The 22,495-nt window shown below is 59.9% G+C and carries 11 protein-coding genes; 4 read left to right on the plus strand and 7 right to left on the minus strand.

From position 1 onward, the window contains the following. Positions 1–2: 2 nt before the first annotated feature. The 3 genes from MRBLMR1_RS00515 to MRBLMR1_RS00525 form a co-directional block, all read right to left on the minus strand. Positions 3–2,264 (minus strand): type I secretion system permease/ATPase, encoded by a 2,262-nt coding sequence (locus MRBLMR1_RS00515; RefSeq protein ID WP_500063409.1) that lies wholly within the window; start codon positions 2,262–2,264, stop codon positions 3–5. Between the two features lie 18 nt (positions 2,265–2,282). Continuing rightward, positions 2,283–10,454 carry an Ig-like domain-containing protein gene (locus tag MRBLMR1_RS00520; RefSeq protein ID WP_148145163.1) on the minus strand — a complete coding sequence of 2,724 codons (8,172 nt, stop codon included), beginning with the start codon at positions 10,452–10,454 and terminating at the stop codon, positions 2,283–2,285. A 322-nt stretch (positions 10,455–10,776) separates the two neighbouring features. Further along, positions 10,777–12,204 (minus strand): TolC family outer membrane protein, encoded by a 1,428-nt coding sequence (locus MRBLMR1_RS00525; RefSeq protein WP_148145162.1) that lies wholly within the window; start codon positions 12,202–12,204, stop codon positions 10,777–10,779. 447 nt (positions 12,205–12,651) lie between these two features. Here MRBLMR1_RS00525 and MRBLMR1_RS00530 point away from each other — a divergent pair, with 447 nt between their 5' ends. Further along, the gene (locus MRBLMR1_RS00530) at positions 12,652–13,410 is read left to right on the plus strand and encodes a WecB/TagA/CpsF family glycosyltransferase (RefSeq protein WP_148145161.1); all 759 of its coding nucleotides are present in this window, start codon (positions 12,652–12,654) and stop codon (positions 13,408–13,410) included. 147 nt (positions 13,411–13,557) lie between these two features. Here MRBLMR1_RS00530 and MRBLMR1_RS00535 read toward each other — a convergent pair whose 3' ends face one another. Then, positions 13,558–14,904, minus strand: coding sequence for a GumC family protein (locus MRBLMR1_RS00535; RefSeq protein WP_500063411.1), 1,347 nt, complete (start codon positions 14,902–14,904; stop codon positions 13,558–13,560). A gap of 359 nt (positions 14,905–15,263) precedes the next feature. On the opposite strand from MRBLMR1_RS00535, the gene MRBLMR1_RS00540 reads away from it, so the two are divergent. Further along, a complete protein-coding gene (locus MRBLMR1_RS00540; protein ID WP_148145159.1) occupies positions 15,264–16,364 on the plus strand; it encodes a glycosyltransferase in 1,101 nt (366 codons plus the stop codon). Here the strand turns inward: MRBLMR1_RS00540 and MRBLMR1_RS00545 are convergent. Then, positions 16,361–17,248, minus strand: a complete 888-nt coding sequence (locus tag MRBLMR1_RS00545; RefSeq protein ID WP_148145158.1) for a DUF6492 family protein — start codon at positions 17,246–17,248, stop codon at positions 16,361–16,363. The genes MRBLMR1_RS00540 and MRBLMR1_RS00545 overlap by 4 nt on opposite strands. Positions 17,249–17,417: 169 nt before the next feature. On the opposite strand from MRBLMR1_RS00545, the gene MRBLMR1_RS00550 reads away from it, so the two are divergent. Further along, a complete protein-coding gene (locus MRBLMR1_RS00550; protein ID WP_500063414.1) occupies positions 17,418–18,737 on the plus strand; it encodes a lipopolysaccharide biosynthesis protein in 1,320 nt (439 codons plus the stop codon). 28 nt (positions 18,738–18,765) lie between these two features. Here the strand turns inward: MRBLMR1_RS00550 and MRBLMR1_RS00555 are convergent, their stop codons facing one another. Further along, positions 18,766–19,767, minus strand: a complete 1,002-nt coding sequence (locus MRBLMR1_RS00555) for a glycosyltransferase family 2 protein (protein WP_148145157.1) — start codon at positions 19,765–19,767, stop codon at positions 18,766–18,768. 145 nt (positions 19,768–19,912) lie between these two features. Then, positions 19,913–21,166, minus strand: a complete 1,254-nt coding sequence (locus MRBLMR1_RS00560) for an O-antigen ligase family protein (RefSeq protein WP_183685285.1) — start codon at positions 21,164–21,166, stop codon at positions 19,913–19,915. 233 nt (positions 21,167–21,399) lie between these two features. Here MRBLMR1_RS00560 and MRBLMR1_RS00565 point away from each other — a divergent pair, with 233 nt between their 5' ends. Beyond that, entirely contained in the window at positions 21,400–22,455 is a 1,056-nt protein-coding gene (locus MRBLMR1_RS00565; RefSeq protein WP_148145155.1) for an endo-1,4-beta-xylanase, read from the plus strand. Positions 22,456–22,495 lie beyond the last annotated feature (40 nt).

Here is a 22,495-nt window from a genome sequence, read left to right on the forward strand (position 1 = left end):
GGCTAGTTCGCTCCCTTGACGCTGCGCAACTGCTGGGCCGGCTTTTCGCCTTTGAGGACCCGCAGGGCTTCTTCCTTATCGGCATCGAGCACGATGCGGCCACCGTCTAGCGCGACAACGCGCTCGACCAGATCCAGCACACGCATCCGGTGGGTGGCGATAATCACCGTCTTGTTTTTCGCCCAGGCGGAGAAACGCTGGATGAACAGCTTTTCGGTAGCCTCATCCATGGATGCCGTCGGTTCGTCGAGCAGCACGACAGACGGGTTGCGGATCAGCAGCCGCGACAGAAGCAGGGCCTGCTGCTGGCCGCCGGAAAGACCGCGCCCACCTTCGTCGATCAGGTGATCGATGCCCTTCGGAAGCATGCGGATGAACTCATCTGCGCCGGTCATCTGCAGCGCCTCCAGCATCGCCTGTTGTGAGGCGTTCTGGGCGCCCATCAGCACGTTTTCGCGGATCGAGCCATGGAACAGGCGGGAATTCTGGGTGATCAGGCCGACTTCCCGGCGCAGGTCGGACGGGTCGATCTGGTCGATCGCCAAGGTATCGATCAGCGCCTCGCCTGTATGGGGTTGCAGCTGGCCGGAAAGCGCCTGCAGCAGGGTGGATTTTCCCGCGCCGTTCTTGCCGAGAAGGGCGATCGTGTCACCGGCCTCGGTCGAGAAATCCGCAAGTGACAGCGCCGGCCGGCCAGCCGGTTCGCCGTAATAATAGACGGCGCCGCGGAAGCGATATTCGCCTAGCAGCGAACCGACCGAAAGCCTTGATTCCGCCGGCGGATGGTCGACCGGCATTTTCATGATCGTATTCAGGCTCGACAGGCCGATCTTGGCATGCTGCAGGCGCCCCAGAACCTGGGTCAGCTGCGCCATCGGCGCCATCATGCGCGAACCGAGAATGGAGCAGGCGACAAGCGATCCGGTGCTCAGGTCGCCCGCCATGACCATCGGCGCGCCGCAGAAGACAATTACGGCAAAGACGCTGGTCTGGACACCATGGCCCCAGCTCGTCAGCGTGCTGGTGATGGAACGCAGTTTGACCTGCGCATCGGCGCTTGCGGAATTGAAGGTGTTCCATTTCTGCTGGAACACGCTTTCGGCCTGTAGCGCCTTGATATCCTCGATGCCCTGAATGGATTCGACCAGCATGGCATTGCGCAGCGACGATTCCCGCATCGCGAGGCTGGCGTTCCGCTTCAGCTTGCCCTGCGCCAGAAGGCCGGGGGCAACCATGATGAGCAGCGCTGCCGCCGGAATGACGGCAAGCCAGCCGCCGATATAGGCGAACAGACCGAGGAAGAGGAGAAAGAAGGGCAGGTCGGCGATGGCGGAGACCGTCGTCGAGGTCAGCATCTCGCGGACCTGTTCGAGTTCCCGTAACTGGGCGATGAAGGTGCCGGTCGCCTTGGGCCGGTTCTGGTTTTTTACCCGCAGCGCATGGCCGAAAACGACGTCGGAAATGCGGATATCCGCGCGCTTGCCGACGATGTCGATGATGGCCGTCCTGACCTTGCGCATGATGAAGTCGAAGACGACTGCCACGCCGACACCGATGAACAGGACGACGAGTGTGCTCATGGAATTGGCGGGCACGACCCGGTCATAGACCTGCATCGAGAAAATGACGCCTGCGACCGAGAGGGCATTGGCGACGAAGGATGCCAGGAGAACGTAGCTGTAGGGGCGAAGATCGCTGAGCGCGAGCTTGCGGAACCAGCCATGCGTGTCGGGCGCGATATAGGCATCAATGCGCTCGTCGGGTCGGTTCCGCGCATCGCGGGCGATCAGAAGATGGGTGATGTGGCCATCGATCTCGGAAAGCGGGATCCAGGTCCAGTGACCGTTATCGCCGGCAAAGGTGATCTTCACCTCGTCCCGGTTGATCTCGGTTATCAGCCCGATATCGCCGTAGCTGAGTTCGATCAGCATTGGCAGGCGGCGAGCCGTAATGCCTTTGGCCAGCGGCTCGACCGGCTTTGCATCAAGACCGAAACGCCGTGCCAGCTTGCCTATCCGATGAACGGGGGGCGCTGCCTCCTGCATGATTGAAATGTAGTTCGTGGCAAATTTGGAATGGGCGATGCCATAGTGCTGCGCCAGCAGCCCCATGATTTCGATCCAGTCCTTTGCATGGCTCAGCGAGGCTGCATTTGCCTCGGTCTTTTTCTGATCATTCGTTTCGGGGTTAGGTGGGGGAAGGGCAGCTGCCCTTTCCCCTGTCGTTGCCTGCATCCTTTCGGAAGGAGCCTGTCTGGCATCCATCAGCTCATCTCCTCCGCGCTAGACCACCGGCAGCCTTGGTGTCGCAAGATCATCGTCCTGGTTGAGCGGTTCGAACGGATCGAGTGGTGGGGTCTCCACCAGATCCAGAACAGCATCGACTGTATTCGATAGATCGACATTGGCCGACACGTCGACGCCCGAACCGTCGCCTGTATCGACTGAGACCGAGGTGTTGCCGGTCAGGCTGTCGAGCGCACTCAGATCGACTTCCTCGCCGCCCTGAACAAGCAGGCTCAGGCCATCATCCGTATTCAGGGATGCTTCGACCGGCTGCGGCTCATCGGCGGTGGACGGATCGGTATCTTGCGCATCGGAGCTATCGGATGAGGTGTCGCCGTCCGCCGCCATTCTGGCGTTGGTGTCGGGGCTGTCAGCCACATCACCGCCGCTGCCATCGTCGGCAAGGGCGAAGCCCGTCATGTCATCCGATGCCGATGCAGATGCCGATGCCATGGTGATGGCGCTGCTATCCTGAACCTCGACATCTATGGTGAGATCGGAAGACAGTTCGTTTCCGGTCACCGGATCGACGACGACAACGGTGAAGTTATCGGTTCCGCCGGCCGTGGCATTGGTGTGAGGGGTGTAGATATAACTGCCGTCGGCGCTGAACACGAGGGTGCCGAACGCCCCTTCCACCGTCACCGTACCGTTGACCAGAGCATGGGTTACGCCGTTGAACTCGACCTCACCGATGCGAAGATCATCCGTATTGCCAGTGGCCGCGGCGTCGATGAAGTTACCGTCCGCCCTTTCTCCCACGGTAATCTGGACATTCTCGACCTGATCGGTTGCGGTGACGGAGATTTCGCGGAGCGTTCCAATGCCGAGCGTGATGCCGGGATTGGGGACGAGCGTGGCGCGATACTGACCGGCATCGAGGTCGGTCAGGGTGATCTCGCCGGTGGGCGCCCCAAGCAGGTTCAGCTGCAGAATGCCATTATTGACATCGTCGGTGCCATAGGCTCCCCGCACCCATGCGGTACCGTTCCAGCGCTCGATGATCACCGAATAGTTGCTGAGCACACCGACATTGACGAGCCCGCCGATCCGCAGATCGAGATCCACCGAATTTGTGCTGCCCGAGAGATTGAAGTTGACGACCGGGTTAGTGGCCGAACCCAGGTTGACGTTCAGCAGGCTGGTGAGGGTAAGCGAAAGCAGCGCCGTGACAGTGGAACTGGCCGTGGATGGCGCTGCTTCGTTCTGGCGGGTGATCGTCTGGTCGAGAATGGCGGTGTCGGCCGCGTTGGTCAGTGCGAAATCCACGCCGGGGGCTGTGGTCGTGGCCGAACCGGAGAGATTGCCTGCCGTATCCCGTTGCACGACCTCGAGTTCCTGGCCGTTTACCTGCGCGGGCGAGAGGCCGACGCTGAACGTGCCGTTGGCGGCGACCGTTCCTGTGCCGATAACCGCACCGCCGGTGTTGGTAACCGTGATGGTGGCGCCCGGTTCGCCGGTGCCGGTCAACTCGTTGCCGGCCGGGCTGACAGCCAGATCTTCCGGCGGGTCAGGGGGGAGCAGGTCTGGTGTGTCGGTGACGACCGACGGTGACACGTTTCCGGCCGTGTCAGTCAGAACGACGGTCAGGTCCCGGCCATCGGCCTGTGTCGGGTTAAGCGTTATGCTGAATGTACCGCCCGGGAGCACGGTTCCGGTCCCGACGACGATACCATCGGCATTGGTAACCCGAACCGCTGCCCCGGCTTCGCCATTGCCGGTCAGAATGGTGCCGGTGCCGTTGACATCGACATTGGTCGGAGCAGCCGGCGCAAGCAGGTCGGGAGAATTGACCGAGGCCACATCGGACGGGTTTCCGGCGCTATCCGTCAATACGACATCAAGTTCACCGCCATTCACCTGCGAGGGCGAAAGGCCGATGCTGAACGTGCCGTCCGGTGCGACCGTGCCGGTGCCGACGACCTGGCCTGCGGCATTGGTGACGGTGACCGTGGAGCCCGGTTCACCGCCACCGCCGATCAGCGTGCCCGAACTGTTGACGACGAGGCTGGTCGGTGGTTCGGGTCCAGTCAGGTCCGGCGAAGCGACGGTGCCCGGATCGGACTCGTTGCCGGCATCGTCGGTCAGGGTGACGTTCAGGTCACCACCATCGGCCTGAGCCGGGTTGAGCGTAATGCTGAAAGTGCCGTCCGGATCGACTGTTCCCGTGCCGACGACAGTACCCGCGGCATTGGTGACCGAGATATCCGCGCCGGGTTCGCCTTCACCCGTCAGCACGATGCCATCATCGTCGAGAACAAGGTTGGTTGGAGCATCCGGCGCTGTCGTGTCCGTCGTCGAAGCGGTTCCGGGGACAGAGACATTGCCGGCGGCATCCCTCAGAACGACATCCAGTTCGGCACCGTCCGCCTGGGGCGGGTTGAGCGTAATCGTGAACGTGCCGCCTGCGCCAACGGTGCCGGTGCCGACGACAACGCCTTCTGCCGTTGTCACGGTGACGGCCGCACCCACTTCACCATTACCCGTGAGTTGGGCACCGTTTGGAGTGACGACCAGATTGGTCGGTGCGTCGGGCGGTGTGAGGTCCGGCGTTGTGGCCGTGCCCGGATCGGAGTCATTGCCGGCAGTGTCGGTCAGGACGACGCCGAGTGATCCACCGTCGGTCTGCGGTGAGGTCAGGGTGACGGAGAAATTGCCGTTGGTACCGACAGTGCCGGTTCCGACAATGTTATCATCCGCATCTCTGATGGTTACCGCTGCACCCGGCTCGCCCTTGCCGCTGACGATCGTGCCGGTGGCGTTGACGTTGAGATTGGTCGGGGTCTCCGGCGCATCGAGATCAGGCGTGAGGACGGTCCCCGGTTGAGAGATGCCTCCGGTGCCGGTCAAGGTGACCTGCAGATTGCCGCCATCTGTCTGGGGTGGGTCGAGGTCGACACTGAATGTACCGCCGACGACCGTACCCGTGCCGACGATCTCGCCTGCAGCGTTGCGGACCGTGACAGTCGTACCAGTTAGGCCGGAACCCGTAAGGGTCTCTCCGAGAGCATCGACAGCCAGTCCGGTCGGCGCGGGTGGTGCATCGGGATCGGGGGCCTGTACGGCTGCGGGATCCGATATGTTGCCGGCGGTATCTTCAAGAACCACCTGCAGGGCTTCACCATTGATCTGAGCAGGTGCAAGCGGAACGCTGAATGTTCCGTCCGGATCGACTGTGCCGGTGCCGATGATTGTGCCGCCGGCATTCCGGACGGTCACTTCGGTGTTCGGCTCGCCAACACCCGTCAAGGTCAGTCCGTTGTCGCTGACAACCAGTTCGGTCGCGGGCGCAGGAGGCTGAATGTCGGTGATCGGCAGGGTCGTCGTGGGCGATGTGTTTCCGGCATCGTCGGTCAAGGTGACGTTCAATTCGCCCGCGTCGGTCTGGGGTGGGTCGAGGTCGATCAGGAACGTACCACCGCTCCCCACAACGCCGCTCCCGACGACAATGCCTTCTGCATCGGTCACCCTGACTATGGCGCCGGGCTCACCCTCGCCGAAAAGCTCGGTTCTGTCGGGGCTTGCCTCCAGTCCGGTCGGGGCGCCGGGGGGCGTCAGGTCCGGTGTGGCGACGGGGACGGGATCGGTCTCGTTGTTGAAACCATCCGTCAGCGTGACCTCAAGTCCGGAACCGTCATTCTGCGCCGGTGAAAGCGGAATGGAGAAGGTGCCGTTGGCACCGACCGTACCAGTCCACTCATTCGTTCCGTTGGTCACCGTCACTGTCGATCCGACCTCGCCGCGGCCGGTGATCTGTGTTCCGTCCGCGCTGACGCTGAGATTGGTCGGCAAGGCGGGTGGTGTCTCATCGACGGAGGCGATGACGCCCGGGGCCGATGAATTGCCTTCATCATCGGTCAGGACGACCTGCAGATTGCCGCCGTCGATCTGCGCCGGGCTGAGGGGCACGCTGAAGGAACCGTCCGTGCCGACCTCTGCCGAGCCGACCTGCTGGCCGGCGGCATTGGTGACGATCACGGTGGCGCCGGGTTCGCCGGTGCCGTTCAGGACCGTACCGCCTGCCTCGACGTTGAGGCCGCTCGGTGCCGCAGGCGGCGTCGCATCGGTGGTCGGGACGGTACCCGGATCGGAGATGTTACCGCTTCCGTCAGTCAGGACCACGGTCAGGTCTCCGCCATCGATCTGGGCGGGGCTGAGACCGATCGTGAACGTTCCATCAGGACCGATCGTGCCGGTGCCGACCGTATCGCCGGCTGCGTTGGTTACCGTTACCGTCGTGCCGATTTCACCTGAACCGGTCAGGACCGTACCTGCGCCATTCACGGCGAGATTTCCGGGCTGGTCTGGTTCGGTGATGTCCGGTGCGGTCACGGTGACGGGATCCGATGCATTTCCGTCGCCGTCGGTCAGGACCACAGTCAGGTCCCCGCCATCCGATTGTGCAGGATTGAGTGGGATGCTTATCGCGCCTGTTGGCCCGACTATGCCCGTACCGACCACATCTCCGGCTTCATTGGTAACTGTGACGGTGGCGCCGGCTTCGCCCTGGCCCGTCAGTGTCGTGCCGCCATTGCCGACAGTAATGCCGGTCGGCGCATCGGGGCCAACGAGATCGGGTGATGGTGCAAGGCTCGGGTCGGACGTGTTGCCCTGAGCATCCGTCAATATGACCTCAAGATTGCCGCCATCCGTCTGCGGCGGGGTCAGCCCGATACTGAACGTGCCATTCGGCCCGACCGTGCCTGTTCCAACCGGATCTCCGGCCTCGTTGGTGATGGTAACGGTAGCGCCCGGTTCTCCGCGGCCGGTTATGACTGTACCGGCGGCATTGACGTCGAGGTCCGAGGCGGGATCCGGTCCGGTCGTATCCGGCGAGGTTGCCGTCACTATCGGCGACGTATTGCCGGCAGCATCCTGCTGCACAACCGTTACCAGACCGCCATTGTCCTGGGTGGGGGTTAGGTCGATGGTGAAGCTGCCATCGCTGCCCGCCGCGCCTGTGCCGATGATAATTCCATTGGCATCTCTCACGGTTACTGTCGCTCCCGTTTCACCCTGACCGGAAAGCTGGCTGCCATCGCCGCTGACTGTCACACCGGTCGGTGCCTCCGGAGCAACGAGGTCGGGAGTGGTCACCGTTGCTGGTGGTGACAGGTTTTCACCGCGATCTTCGAGAATGACGGTCAGATCGCCGCCATCGGTCTGTGCCGGGGCGAGCGTGATGGTGAATGTGCCGTTGCCGTTCACCGTTCCGGTGCCTACTTGCTGCCCGGCCACGTTGGTTACGGTGACGGTCGTGCCAGGTTCGCCGCGGCCGGTCAGCGTGGTTCCGGCGTCGTTGACAGCAAGGTTGGTCGCGGCCGCGGGATCGATCAGATCGGGGGAAAGCGTCAGCGCCGGCTGCGAGGTGCCGTTGGCATCCGTCTGCGTCACTCTCACTTCGCTGCCATCGATCTGTGCGGGGGTGAGGGTAATGGAGAAGCTGCCATCCCCCTGAACGGTTCCGGTGCCGATCGTCGTGCCGGCGGCGTTGGTAACCCTCACCGTTGCACCGGGTTGCCCCTCGCCGGTGAGTATCGTGCCGGTACCATTGATGTCCACGTCGGTCGGTGCTGGTGGTGCATCGGGATCCGGTGCCAGCACGGTGCCGGGCGCGGAAGCGTTTCCTGCCGCATCCGTCAAAACGACATCCAGCTCGCCGCCGTCCAGCTGGGCCGGATCGAGATCGACACTGAACGTGCCGTCTGGGTCGACGGTATCTTCGCCAATCACATCGCCAGCCGCATTGGTGACCGTGACCTTGGTTCCGGGCTCGCCTCGGCCTGTCAGAACCATTCCGCTGTCGCTCACTGCCAGATTGGCGGGTGATGCCGGGGATTGGTCATCCTCCAGCGTTACCGTTGCTGGATCCGAGACGTTGCCTGCGGCATCCTGCTGCACGACCTTCAGTTCGCCACCATTATTCTGGGTGGGATCAAGATTGATCGTAAAGCTGCCGTTGCCGGCAACTGTGCCGGTTCCAACGATCACGCCGCTTGCATCGCGAACTGTCACTGTCGCTCCCGGCTCGCCGCGGCCGGTGAGGATTGTTCCGGCGTCATTGACGTCGAGAGATGTCGGTGCGTCGGGTGCGACAAGATCCGGGGAGGCTATGATAGCTGGCGCTGAGTCATTTCCTGAAGTGTCTTCGGCAACGACCTGCAGGTCGCGACCGTCTGTCTGGGCCGGGTTCAGCGGAATACTGAAATTGCCGGTCGCGCCGACAGTTACAGTGCCGACCACGACACCATCCGCATCCGTCACAGTTATCTTCGCACCCGGCTCTCCGCGTCCCGTCAGCACCGTGCCGTCATCGTTGATACTCAAATTGCTCGGGGCGGAAGGGCCGGCCAAATCCGGTGCGTCGGTCGTTCCCGGCAGGGATGTGTTGCCGGCCGTATCCGTCAGTGTGACTTCGAGCGTGCCACCATCTGTCTGTGCCGGGGCAAGCGTGACGGTGAACGTGCCATTCGGGCGCACCGTCCCAGTGCCGATCTCGTCGCCTGCTGCATTGGTGACGGTGACCGTCGTTCCGGGTTCGCCGCGGCCGGTGAGCGTAGTGCCTGCGTCGTTTACATCCAGATTGGTGGGGGCAGCCGGGTCGATCAGGTCGGGAGCCGACGTTAGGCTGGGCTGCGACGTACCGTTGGCATCGCTCTGGATCACACGCAGCTCGCCGCCATCGATCTGGGCCGGCGCAAGCGTGACTGAGAAGGTTCCGTCATTTGCAACGATCGCTGTGCCGACGACCTGGCCGGCGGCATTGGTAACCCTGATCTGAGCCCCCGCCTGTCCGTCACCGGTAAGCACTGTTCCCGAGGCGTTTACATCCAGATCCGTCGGGGCAGGGGGTGCGTCGGGATCCGGCGCAAGCACCGTGCCCGGGGTGGACGCATTGCCTGCGCCATCTGTTAACACGACCTCCAGCTCGCCACCGTCGAACTGGGCCGGGTCTAGGTCGATTGCAAATGTGCCGTCGGCGGCGACCGTGCCGGTGCCGACGTCTTCACCGGCCGCGTTGGTCACGGTTACCGTCGCGCCCGGTTCGCCGCGCCCGGAGAGCACCGTGCCGTCGTCATTTACACCGAGATTGGTCGGCGGCGGCGGTGCCTGGATATCGTCGACGTCGACCGTGCCGGGTTCCGAGGCATTGCCGGCTGCATCCTTGAGAACAACCTCAAGCTCTCCTCCATTGTCCTGTGCCGGATCGAGGCCTATCGTGAAAGTGCCGTTTGCTCCCACGGTTCCAGTACCAACGGTTACGCCATTGGCATCTCTGACCGTTACGGTCGCTCCCGGCTCTCCGCGCCCTGTGAGGACTGCACCACCGTCGCCTATCGCAAGGTTGGTCGGCGCGTCGGGTGCAATCAAATCCGGGGACAATGCGGTTCCGGGATCGGAGACGTTTCCGCTCGCATCTTCCAGCACGACGCTCAACTCGCCGCCATCGATCTGGGCGGGATCAAGAGTGATGCTGAACGAGCCGTTTGCGCCGACGATGCCGGTGCCGACAACAACACCAGCCGCATTCGTCACGGTTACTTCCGCCCCCGGTTCCCCGCGACCGGTCAGGGTCGTGCCGGCATCGTTGACGGAAAGATTGGTCGGAGGTTCTGGTGCCTCGGTATCTGCATCGGAGTCCGAGTCGGCATCCGCATCGGCGTCAGCATCTGCATCTGCATCGGCGTCGGCATCAGCGTCGGCATCCGCATCTGCGTCCGAATCGCTATCATCGGAGTTCCCGCCGCCAGAGCTGGCGCCGACGCCAATTGCTGCAGCTCCGAGCCCGAGTGCTGCTGCAAGGCCAAGCACCGAAGCCCCGCCGCCGCCAGTACCGGCCGCTGCACCCGCCAGCTGGTCGATCGGGGCACCTTCAACAAACTCGAAATTGGCGAGTTCGTCGGTATATTCGCCCTGCCAGACATTGCCGGCGGAATCTTCGAGCACGAGTTCGCTACGTTCGGCGCCGTCGCCCGTATAGAAATTCTCGATACGGATATCGGCTCCATTCCGGACGTCGATGATAAGATCGTTGCCGGAGCGTGTGGTGGCCGTGATCTGATCGGGAGATAAGGAGAGTTTGACTGTGCTTGGCTTGGAAAGGACGATATTGTTCTCGTTTACAGTGGTTGTTTGCCCACTTGCCTTATCCAGTATTACAGCGACCATCTGACTCTCCCTGTGAGGTGCCGGGCATCATGCCCTTTCCAGTGCGCCGCCCCCCGCCTTCTAGGCGAGTTCTCCCGTTCCTCGTCACCGTTCAGGCAGACGCGGCTCGTTGGATGTCGTTAGCAGCACACCAGAATGAAGTTGCTGTAATTCATGCAATCTTCAATTAGATATCGCTTATGTTTGTCTTTGTGGCTTAAGGAAGGGTAAACGGGCGACCTGAAATGAAGCGAGGCTGTGCCGTGACGCGACAGACAGCGCTTGGGGACGCATCATCTCGGTATGCATTTGTCACGCAGTTGTGAAAAATGTGAGATTCAAGTCAGGTTCGAGGTGCGCGCAGCGGTACTTTCTGAGCGTCTGCCGAGATTTGTTCCGGGGAGGGCGAGGATAGTCCAAAAGCGTCGCGAAGCCTGCCAGCCGCATAGGCACATTCGACGTTCAGCTTGTAGAGATCGAACCGGGTGTTGATCTCGTCGAAACGGGCGGCATGCAGTTCCTGATCGGCGTTAAGCACATCGAGCAGTGTTCGAGTTCCGAGATCGAGAAACTGTTTCTGGTACAGATCTCGCGTTTCACGCATCATTGTCTGCCGCGATCCGAGCGACTTCAACAATGTGCTGAGGCTGCCTACCTGAGAGGCCGATTGGATCCATGATCTCTGGGCGTCGTATTTTCCAACCGCAATGGCTGCTTCTGTTGCCTGTGCACCGTATCGGGCGGCGTTCTGACGGGCCCTGAAAGAGCTGCCGTTATAGAGATCGCTCTTGATAGTCACGCCGACCATGTAATCAGTGTCGCCGCCACCCCAAGTCTTCATCCGGGTCGTACCTTCCAATGCTATCGTCGGAAGCATGTCGGCGCGTGCAAGCTTGACGCGCGCATCAGCTTCGCGCTTGCGGGATTTGGCGGCGATGACGGTCGGAACGGTTTCCCAGGCCGGTTCGGGACCGGCGCAGGCCTTGTTGAGGGTGGAGGGGAAAGACGGGCGCAGGCGCACATCGTTTATCTGGCCGAGAAGCGAGTTCAGGGAGCCTTCCCAGCGCTGCTTTTCTGCGTTGATCTCAAGCGCCGTGGACTGTGCAGCCTGGATGCGGGCCTGTGCCTGAAGCTTGTCCGATCGCGTGCTGGCGCCACGATCGGTTCTGGCGGTTACCAATTCAGCGATGGCAGAAACGTCCTGGACCTGTTCTCTGGCGATCGCGGCCAGCCTGGCGTTGCGCATGACCTCCACGGAAGCAAGTACGGTTTCCCTGATCATATCGTCGACAGTGGCCAGAAATTCTGCCCGGCGGACACCGGATATGGCGGATTCCGCTTCGACTCGGCCTGACACCTTTCCGAAGTCATAGATCATCTGGCTGGCGGTGGCATTGAACCTCGGCGACCAGTCTCCGCTGTCGCCTTTCTGTGCGGCGAGGTCGATCCCTCCTCCTATGGACGGCAGATATCCCGATCTTGCGTCCGCGATCAGCTCGTTTTGTTGCCTGATACGTCCGGCCGCCTCCTGGATCGAGGGATGCCAGCTGACAACCCGGCGCACGGCAGTCTCGATATCGGTGACCGGTACCGGCTTGGCTATCGATCCAGTCACTTCGGGCGAGGGGGGAAGCGTTGATCCTGCAAGCATCTGCGTTTTTGCGGCCTGCTGTCTCTGGGCGGCAGTCTTGTCAGGTGTCTGGCTGCAGGCCGTCTGGATGACGGCCGCAGTTATCACGAGGCCAAGTTTGATGGTGCGACCTGAACGCATCTAGTCTCCATAGACCGACAATCGAAAGCTGAACCGGCCTACGCGACACCATTGGCTGGAGAAACTCTCCCAAGCACTTAGATTCGCTAGATATATAAGTGATTCGTGAGGTACTGCAAACCAGGGTTGAGCGTCGTGGTCGTAACCTGAGATCGTATCCCCTCAGGGTAGCCTGTCCCGCGAGTTGTGATCAGGCGGATGAACGCAATTAGGATCGCAGGAGCTGGTTTAATCCGTCCTTATTATGAATGATACAATTTGAATAAAATTCACTTAAGTATTAAATGGATATCTGGAAATATATCGTAACCATTTCCTTCATTTGTATTTGAATGGCACGCCGGTGTTGTGTTCTATGGGGTGGAAGACAGGACGTCTTTACAACGCAGCGGATGTTTTGCTTTGCTCTCTATGGCCCTTGAAGCGCACGACATAAATGTCTCTAGGATGGCTGACTGGCCCCAGGTGATGCTGGGCGGGCTGCCTATCGTGCGTTCGACTATGGAGCAGGCTGCGACCGGCTTCATAGAACAAGCGCTTCGCGCGCGAGGCCAGAATAATCTTCCCTTCTATTCGACCTCAGCAAACGGCCAGGTGCTGGCCATGTGCGTTCGTGACCGCGAATTCATGCAGCTTATGCTGGAGGCAGACCAGATCCATGCTGACGGCATGCCGATGGTTCATTGCTCGAAACTTCTCTGCGAGACACCGCTGCCTGAACGGGTAGCGACGACCGACCTTGTACATGCGGTGGCCGAACGGGCGCAGGATGAGAGCGTTAGCTTTTATTTTCTAGGCGCAAGTGAAGAGGTCAATTCCAAGGCTGTCGCCGCGATGCGGAAGCTCTATCCGCGCCTTCGCTTCGTCGGGCGCCGCAATGGCTATTTTAGCCCGGAAGAAGAGGAAGACGTCGTTGCGGATATCCGCGCCAAGCGCCCAGATATCCTCTGGATCGGCCTTGGTTTTCCATTCGAACAGAAATTCGTCAGCCGTAATCTGGAAAAGCTGCGTGGCGTCGGTGTGATCAAGACATCTGGCGGGTTATTCGATTTTCTCTCGGGCAAAAATCCGCGCGCGCCGATGTGGATGCAACGCCGGGGACTGGAATGGGCCTATCGGATGTATAACGAGCCGAGGCGTCTGACGCTTCGATACATGCTGACAAATCCCGTCGCGGTTTATGCGTTGCTGCGTTATTCGCGATAGTATTCGCTGACGGTTTGACATGGTCTACGCGATTTGAGACGGCGCCCTCTGGGCGCCTTTTTCATTTCTGCTTCAGGTGTGCGGTGTATCGGCTGCTGACTGCGTCGCTCTCATCGACCCCGTCGAGCGCCTGGCCGACGAACCGGCTCAGGCCCGGCGCTCTTCCCCGGATTGCCTGAATATCAGCATCGCCAGGCCGAGGATCATGGCAGCCATGCAACCCAGCACAAACCCGCCAAACATGCCGCCCGCAGTCAGATAAAGCGTGCGGGGCGGATAGCTGCGGGTTTTTGGTATGGTCGGAGGCGAGATCACCCTGACATTCGTGGTATTGATCTGCTGGCGTTCGGCAATCTCCTTGGCACGCGCCATGAAGGCCTGATAAATCGTTGACTTGGATTCCGCCTCGCGCTCGAGTTGACGAAGCTGAACGAGAGCGTCATTGTCACCGAAGACAACCGACTTCATCGTATTCGCCTGATTTTGCTGTGCCATCAGGGCGGCTTCAGCCTGAGCCAGTTCCGATCTGGCTGCCGTGAGGATGCGGTTCTGCTCGGCGGTTATCTGAGCCTGGATGGCATCCAACTGTGGCCGCATTGCCGAGATTCTCGGATGCCTCGCTCCAAAGACTGCAGATTGCGCGTCGAGTTCCCGCTTGGCCGCTGCATATTGTGTGCGCAGCGCGGTCATCGTCTGCGACTCGATCGATGCGCTGTCCAAGCGATTGTCCGGACTTCCTGTTGAAAGCTCCTGATAGCGGCTGCGAGCGCGAATGACCCGGGCCTGGGCGTCAACGAGCTGGGTGTTGGTCTGGTTGGCGACGATGCTGCTCACGAGCTCGCCGGAGCTTGAAAGGATATTGTGTTCGCGCTTGAACTGCTGGACTGCTTCATCCGCTTTGGAGACCTCACTCTTCAGGGCATCGAGACGGCCGGTTAGCTCAGTCGCGGCCCTGCCTGCGCCGTCTGCCTGCGCTTTGACCAACTCGTCCTGGAAGTTGGTAATGATCGAATTTGCGATTTCCAGCGCCTTGGGTGCCGATTGGCTCCAGACATCGAGATTAACGACGAAAGAGTTTTCTTCGCGCTTTGCCAGGACATGCTTTTCAAGCGAACGCAGCGCGTCCAGCCGGCCGGATTGCGCATCAGGGGATTTCGTATCGCCGAATTCCGGATCCTGATCGAGATGAAGTGCATCGATGACGCTGTTGAGCACGTTTGCCGAAGTCAGTATCCGCAGCTTGCTTTCGACATCATAGATCTGCATGTCGAGCTGGTTGTTGGAAGCGTAGATATCATCGTTCATGACCCTGAGATTGGTCGGATCGATGAAGATCTGCGAGCCGACGGTGAATTTGGCTTTGGAGAAATTGCCAAAGCCATATCCCGCCAGAGCGCCGAGGATGATGCACAGGAGAACGAGCCATTTTCCGGCCCAGAGCCAGCCGATAACCATTCCGGTGCTGATTTCCGGCCATGTTATCGATGGCGACATCGGCTGTGGCGTGGGCATTGCCGGCGATGAGACGGCCTGCGGTTCTTCGTTCGGTCCAAGATAGGAAAGCAAGGAACGCGGGCCAGGCGCAGGCACATGGTAAGCCTCGTCATCGCGAGCCTTGTTCGAAGCTGCGTCGCGCCGAAGAAACTTGGGTGGTCTTAACATGGCATACATGGGGCCGGACCTTCCTTTCGCGGCCAATGAAACTCTATCTACGCTAATAAGCGGTAAACCATGCCTCAGAAGAACGCACTACGGACCGGTTATTGGTACATAGTTCCTCACACTAGGCGTAAAAGTTTAAGATTTATCGGTTCTGGTTGGAGCAATTTCCCGATTTGGATGGATCGCCGACATTGACGCGCTATCTCGTGCTTAGATCCGATGCAACGACCGTGTGCGGGGTGGAGGCATTTACCCGAAACCTGGCCATCCAGCTTGGTTCACGCGCTTCCAGCGATGTTATGGACGGGAATTTTCGCCGTTTGTCGGAGCGTCTGGCGGAAGCTGATGCAATCGTTTTCAACTTTCCGATCGTTGCCTGGAAAAGGCGGCTGGTGGAGCCATTCGCCACGGCAGCACTGGCAAAACTGAAGCGCAAGCGGGTGATCGTCATTTTGCATGAGTGGGCGAGCCTCGACTGGAAACGACGGCTGATCCTCTGGCCGGTTATCCTGCTCGCCGACGCCATTCTCTTTTCGGCTCCAGAGGTCTGGCGGGAATGGCTGGAGAGCCGTTATCCCGTCGGTAAAAAAGCGATCGCCGTTATCCCGATCCCCCCCAATCTTTTGCCGAGCGGGCATGAGAAAGCCGGTCCGGCGGCACTTGCCATTCGTGCGCTGCGTGCCGGCGGACGGACGATCATCGGCCAGTTCGGTTCGATCTATCCCAAAAAGAACTGCGCGGAACTTCTCGCAATCGCTCGGGCGCTTGTGGACGACGGGCAGGATGTTGGGGTTGCCTTTGTCGGCTCCTTCATCAAGGGCATGGACAATGTCGAGGAGGATTTCCGCGCCCGTGTCGAGGCGCTGAATCTCGGTGACCGGGTAATGGTGACGGGCTATATTTCGACCGACGAAGAGGTTTTTGCGGCGTGCCGCGAAGTCGACATCTTCTGCTATAGGTTTACGGAAGGCTTGACCGCGCGGCGCGGCAGCGTTTTGGCGGCAGCATTGGGCGGTCGTATCGTCGTCACCAACGCGCCCGTCGATCCGGCGGGGCTGGAGCACCATACCCTGTTTCAATCCCTGATCCGAAACGGAAACATCGTCATCTGCCAGCATGATGCAGATGCCGGTGCGATGGCAAATGCCATTCGTGATGCGATCGGACGCGTGCCGCCTCCGCTGGATATCGATGTCGAGATCGCATCGCTTTGGAATGCGATCATCGGCAAACTTGAGGGTGTCGAGGGCGCTGGTCAGGCAAAGACACGGCCGGTGGAAATCTCCGGCTAACTCCACAGATTACGCGTCAGGGCGACACGACGGATCAGGGATGGCTCGGTTCGTGTGTGGGACTGGATGGCGATGGCGTATTGATCCTTGGCCATTGCGTCGATCAGTTTTCCGATGCCTGCTTCGTCCAGCGCCGGCCCGCTCCAATAGGTGGCGCAGAGGCTCTGTTCGACGATCCGATGACGCCCCATCAGTGACGGATTGCCGGCAACGCCGACGCCATAGAGGATGTATTCGGAAAAGTCCCTGGCCTTGCAGAGCGCCTTCCACCAGGGGAGGCCGGTCACGGCCTCTATCCTGTCGACGATCGTGTTCAGACTTTCCCGATCCCAGACGATCATCTGGCCGATATAGTCGTCACCCGGCAGGGGCGGTTCCTGTGTGTCCATCAGTCGGTAGGCATTCTTCTGCCAGAGGACGTGGCTTGGGCGCGTTTCGTTCACCCCGCCCAGATCGGCATAAAGGGGCGAAAGCAGATCGCCGGCAAATCTCCCCACGTCGAAGGGACGTACGAAGCAGTTGTCGGAATCGATACACATGACCCGTTCGCAGGATTGCAGAAGCGCCATCGCGAGTTTGCGCAATTGCTGCACGTGCCAGCCATAAACCGGCAGTCCGATACCGGGCGCCCAGTAATATTGGCGCCCTTTCCATTTCAGAAAACCCGGAAGCGCATGCAGCGTGCCCGGCAGAAGAACGGAATCGGGAAGCACCAGCCGCTTTTCGTTGCCGAGTTGGGAGAAGAGTTCGAGGTCGCTATCGGCGACAAGCAGATAGTGCCGATCGTAGCCGGTAACGAAAGCATCGATTGAATCACACAGGAGACGGCATGACTCGAAATCCCGAAAATAGCTTGGTGTCACGAGACTGACAGTGGCGGTCATTCGATGATCATGGCTCCGGAGGCAGATGAGCCCAGACTGCCAAGGTTCGACCTAAGGCTCCGTTAATCCCGTTCATGCATAGTGCTGACCGGTGCGATTATCCGTGGATAGACAGCCGCACCGGCATGCAGGCCCTGGCGAAATCAGGGCCGCCGGTTGGAGATAACGAGTGGGATTGAGGTCCAGGCACGAATTCCGGCAGTTCGCCCGTCATCTCGGATCCTATGTCGGATCGAGCGGGGCACTGCTTGCGTCGAGCGTCACCATGCTTTTGACCTTCGCGCTGTTGGCCCGCCATCTCGGTCATGAACAGTTCGCGCTCAATGCGACGATCACCGCGCTGACCAATCTCGGCATTCAGGTTTGCGGGCTGGGATCGCAGGAATCGCTGGTGCGTCGTGTCGCGCAGGAACCGGGCTTCTATCCCGACATGCTCGGGCATGTGCATATTCTCAATCTTGTTTCGGGCGCGGTGCTGGTGATCGCCGGGATGATCGCGATCCCGCTGATGTTTCCCGTCTCGGATCACCTGCTGACGACGCTTGTCGCCACGGCGCTGATACTCTTCACCAATATCATCCTGTTGAAGATTATCTGGCTCGCAACCAACAGCTACATCGCGCATTCGCGCTTTTCGGTCGCCAACAGGATCGAATTTCTGTTTGCCGTGCTGCGCATGGCCGCCGCTGTCGTCAGCTGCCTCGTGTTCAATATCACGACGGTGGCGGAATGGGCGGTCTGGAATTTTGGCGCGCATGCGGTTGTCGCGGTCATTGCGCTGATAGCCATACGCCGATTGGGCCGGCCGAAGTTCAGGATCGTTCGCGAAGAGGTGCCGATCGGCATCATGTTCGCCAGCCAGTTCTTCTTCAAGGCCGGACGCAGCAATGCCGACATTCTCGTCCTGAGCGCGGTGGCCGGGTCTGAAATCGTCGGCAGCTATTCGATCGCGCGTCGATTGACCGAAGCATCCTATATGGCGGTCGAAGCTCTGAACCGGATCGTATACCCCAGTTATGCGGCTGCAGCCCTGAGCGGCATCGGCGCAGTTCTGGGGCGCGCCAAGCAGATGCTGGTTCTGACGACCGGAATCGGGATCAGCGCCGGTCTCTTCGTCTGGATCATCACGCCGTGGCTACCGGTTCTGTTCGGCCACGAATATGTTTCGCTAACCTGGATGACGCACGCCCTGTGCTGGGCAGTGATCCCGATCGCAATCAGCGCTACCGCATTTGAAGCGCTCGGCGCATCAAGCCTGCAGAATGTGCGGGCGCGAATTCTCAATGTCTCTAACATTGTAGGTGCCGGACTTGTGGCGCTGGCGGCGTATTACGCCAGTGTAAGTGGTGTGATAGCGACTACCTACATGCTGGAAATCGTGATCGCTATTCTGGCCTGGCGGGCGCTTTTAACGGCGCAGAACGCCATCGAAAATCCAGAGCGGTCCTCCGAGACCGAGGCCGACCCGGTAAAACAACGCACGGCATGACCTGAACTGAACTGAACTGAACTGGAGATCAGTTTTCAGCGATGTGATTGCCGGCCTTCAGGTTCGGGTGCCGTTCGACGGCCTTTATTTCACTGGCCTTGTAGGGTACCGGGAGGAAGCCGAAGCTTGCTGTGATCCGTCCGATCGACATCAGCACCGGATGGCTGGCAGGAAGAAGGCGCCTTGTCCGGATCAGAAGCCCCATCGCCTTGAAAAAGCTGAGGCCAAGCGAAATGAAATTCTTGGCCTGAAGCCTGGCGGTAACGGCATGTTTTGCCATCTGCTTGCCGTCAATAACGTAGTTGATGCTTCCGGTGCGGATGGAACGGCGCATCAGCCATTTGGGGGTCGTCCGTTCGGCTGCGACGGTCTCGTGAATGACCGCTTCCTCACACCACCAGAAAGTGAAGCCAGCGGCGCGGCAGCGGGCGAAGAATTCCATGTCGCCGCCGCCGAGGAAGTTGAATGCGACGTCGAACAGGTTCGGCTCCATCCGCGCGAAGACCTCGCGGTGGATAAGGCAATTGCCTGTGCCATGGATGGCCGGCACCTGCCGGGTCGGCCCGTCGATGAAGCCGTAAAGGGGATGCTGGCTGACGGATTGCGGTACCGGTATGTCGAATTGCCGGATGACCGGGCCACCAACGATCCTGGCGCCGGTCGTGCGAGCCGTCGACACCATATGTGCCAGCCAGTCGGGACTTGCGATCTCGTCATCATCGATCATCAGGAAGTAATCGGCGGCGGGGAAGCGCTCGCGTGCTTCTGCGAATGCGCGGTTGATCGCATGGCAATTGCCCTGGCGCGGTTCAATAATGACGGCAGACGGAATGTCGGAACCGCTGAGCGTTTCGCGCGCAGCCGCGGCGCCTGAAGGTTTTTCGGCGTCATTTTCGATAACGACGATTGCGAAACTCAGGTCGCCCTTTTGTGCCAGCAGCGATTGAAGCGTGCGTGCCACGCCGTCCGGCCGGCGAAAGGTCGGAATGCAAATGACGGCTTCTACCGAAGCTTTGCTTTCGTCCTGCACGCTTTTGTCTCCGGGGCGTTGTCGCGCTTGTAAGGGCGTCCGTAGGCTGATCACCAGATGGTTCAATACGAAAGGAAATCAGCGAATACAAATGTATGTTGGGCTTTCAGTTAATATCACGTGGCGCTAACGGGCGCGGCCCACATCACTGCCGGGACTGGAGGCTTGCGCCGGCCTGTAATCTCAGTCCGAACACGGCGATGAGCATCGTGAACCACAAAGGGCCGTTGTTGACGAAGAAGAGATTTTCGAGGCCTGCCAGCAGGATCGAAAAGATCCAGATACGCAGGAACAGCCGCGTCAGGCCCACATCGTTCTGCGTGGCAAAGGCCTTACCCGCATCCCTGAGCGGCAGGATGAGAAGCCAGAGGATCATCAGGATGAGAGCCGGAAAGCCGCCATTCAGAAGTGTTTCAAGGAATGAGTTATGGGAATGCGCGGCGAGGTAGGCCCAGGATTCCGTCGTGATGTCGCGCAGGAATTCGCTTCCCCACAAAAGCTGGAAACCATAACCCATGATCGGGGCATCGGAGATGCGGGCAAGAGCGAAAGCCCAGATCGAGCTTCTACCCGTGAAGGTCGCGTCGATCCCGAGGCTTGCCAGTATGGAACTTGTCGCAGGCGAGCTTGAAAGCCCGATGAGGATGACGTTCATCGTGATGACGAGGCCGATCGTGAGCAAAGCTCGCAGCGGTCTGCAATGCTCGAATAACCAGCCCAGCAAAAGAACTGCGGGAAGCATCGCAGTCGATGTCTTTCCTCCGGCGAAAAGAAGAAAAATAACAGCCAGGATCGCAATAATCGATCCCAGCCGCGGATATGAGGCTTTGCGCAGATAGAGACCAAACAGAACCAGATAGACCATGCCGGCCGCTGCTGCGTTCTTGTGGCCGAAAATTCCGCGCCAATCTCCGGCCAGCGCCGCCTCGACTTCATTCGATCCGTGGATGCCGACGGTAGGCATGGCTATCACGGCGAAATAATTGAGCAACAGGATCGCTATCGTGCAGGTGGCAAGCACTCTTGCAAAGTCACGGCTGTCACGCGGCAGTAGAAGAGCCGCATTCGCGCAGCCGCAGACGAGCAACGCATAAACGATCCTTCGAAACGCCGTTGCGGGATCGAAGGACAATAGCGAGACGAAGCAGAACCAGAGAAGTATCAAGGCCAGCAGCGCATGCGGGCCGAAGAGCGCGCTCCGGCCCGGATTGCGCCACAGGTTTGCAATCGCCATGGTGAACAGGACTATGATCACCATCTGGTTCAGGAGGTTGCCGGTGGAAGGCAGGCCGCCCTTGCCATCCGAATGGGCAAATGGCGTGAGGCCGATCCAGAAATAGCAAAGGAGCAAAAGCAGGATCACGGAGCCAGCGCTCCATGTCGCGCGGCCGGCATTCATGGCCGGCAACGCTCTCCCTTGTGAAATTGCTCCTGCTTGCCGCAAAATGACGGGTCCTGTCGTGCTGCGAGACATCATGGTTCATCTCAACAGGAGACCGATATACGTTAACCGGCCGTGAAGAACCTTCGTCGGGCAAGGTAATATTATCATAACGCCTGGCAGCTAGCTTCCCATGACGTGCCGGTGGCCGCGCTATGGCGGCTTACCCTCCGATCAAGGCGAGAAAGTCCATGCGCAGACGGGATTTCGTTCAGGCAAGTCTTGCTGTTGCGGCACATACGGCACTTCAGGCGCCTGTCGCCCATGCTTCGCCACCGCCCAGGATAGCCTACGGTTCGGCGGTGCGTGGCGATGCTCTCGTGGACGACTTCGCGTACCGAACCGCGCTCGTGGATCATTGCCAGCTTGTGGTGCCTGAAGGCGGGCTGAAATGGGAGGCAGTGAGGCCTTCAGAGGATCGGTTCGATTTTTATGAAGGTGACAAGCTCCTCGCCTTTGCCGACCAGAATGGCTTGAAGATGCGTGGGCACACGCTGATCTGGTATGCAGCGATGCCCGAATGGACGTCCTCCATTCGCGGCGGAAAGGCTGCCGAAAAAGCGCTGAGCAAACATGTTCGAACCGTTGTCGGAAAATATAAGGGGCGGATTCCCAGCTGGGACGTCATCAATGAGGCGATCGCCGAGGACCCGCGTGGTTCCGATTATCTGCGGCCCAATCTTTGGCTGGAAAACATGGGTAAGGGATATATCGAAACCGCGTTTCGCCGGGCTCAGGAAGCCGATCCGAAGGTTCAGCTCGTGATCAACGAGTACGATATCGAATGTGTCGGTGAGCAGTTCACGAACCGGCGGAATGCACTTTTGCGCGTTGTTCGCGATCTTCGTGATCGCGACGCGCCGATCCACGCCGTCGGTTTCCAGGGGCATCTGAAAGGGCAATACGAGATCGACAAGGAAGGCGTTTCCTCCTTCGTGGCCGAACTCAAGGCGATGGATGTCGATGTGCTGGTCACGGAACTCGATGTTATCGACAATCTCCTGCCTGCTGATGAAAAACAGCGCGACGAGGTTATCGCCGGCCGTGCCAGCGATCTTCTCCAGGCAATTCTTGATGCAAACCGGCCAACCGCGATCCTGACCTGGGGTATTACCGATCGCTATACCTGGGTGCCTATGTGGTTTACACGCGATGACGGAAGCCCGAACCGTCCCCTTCCGCTGGACCGCGATTACAAGGCCAAGCCACTGATGGACGTGATCGGGCGCTTTGTCAGTCGCGCTTAGGTCAATACAAAGCCGCGTTCAAGCTGGATCGCGGGAATCG

It is taken from the genome of Neorhizobium sp. LMR1-1-1.1, assembly GCF_040675795.1.
Lineage (GTDB): Bacteria > Pseudomonadota > Alphaproteobacteria > Rhizobiales > Rhizobiaceae > Neorhizobium > Neorhizobium cellulosilyticum.

Bases quoted from the DNA above. Each gene is read 5' to 3' on its own strand.
- MRBLMR1_RS00515 (WP_500063409.1), bottom strand. From the start codon at position 2,264: ATGGATGCCAGACAGGCTCCTTCCGAAAGGATGCAGGCAACGACAGGG.
- MRBLMR1_RS00520 (WP_148145163.1), bottom strand. From the start codon at position 10,454: ATGGTCGCTGTAATACTGGATAAGGCAAGTGGGCAAACAACCACTGTA.
- MRBLMR1_RS00525 (WP_148145162.1), bottom strand. From the start codon at position 12,204: ATGCGTTCAGGTCGCACCATCAAACTTGGCCTCGTGATAACTGCGGCC.
- MRBLMR1_RS00530 (WP_148145161.1), top strand. From the start codon at position 12,652: ATGGCTGACTGGCCCCAGGTGATGCTGGGCGGGCTGCCTATCGTGCGT.
- MRBLMR1_RS00535 (WP_500063411.1), bottom strand. From the start codon at position 14,904: ATGTCGCCATCGATAACATGGCCGGAAATCAGCACCGGAATGGTTATC.
- MRBLMR1_RS00545 (WP_148145158.1), bottom strand. From the start codon at position 17,248: ATGACCGCCACTGTCAGTCTCGTGACACCAAGCTATTTTCGGGATTTC.
- MRBLMR1_RS00560 (WP_183685285.1), bottom strand. From the start codon at position 21,166: ATGAATGCCGGCCGCGCGACATGGAGCGCTGGCTCCGTGATCCTGCTT.
- MRBLMR1_RS00565 (WP_148145155.1), top strand. From the start codon at position 21,400: ATGCGCAGACGGGATTTCGTTCAGGCAAGTCTTGCTGTTGCGGCACAT.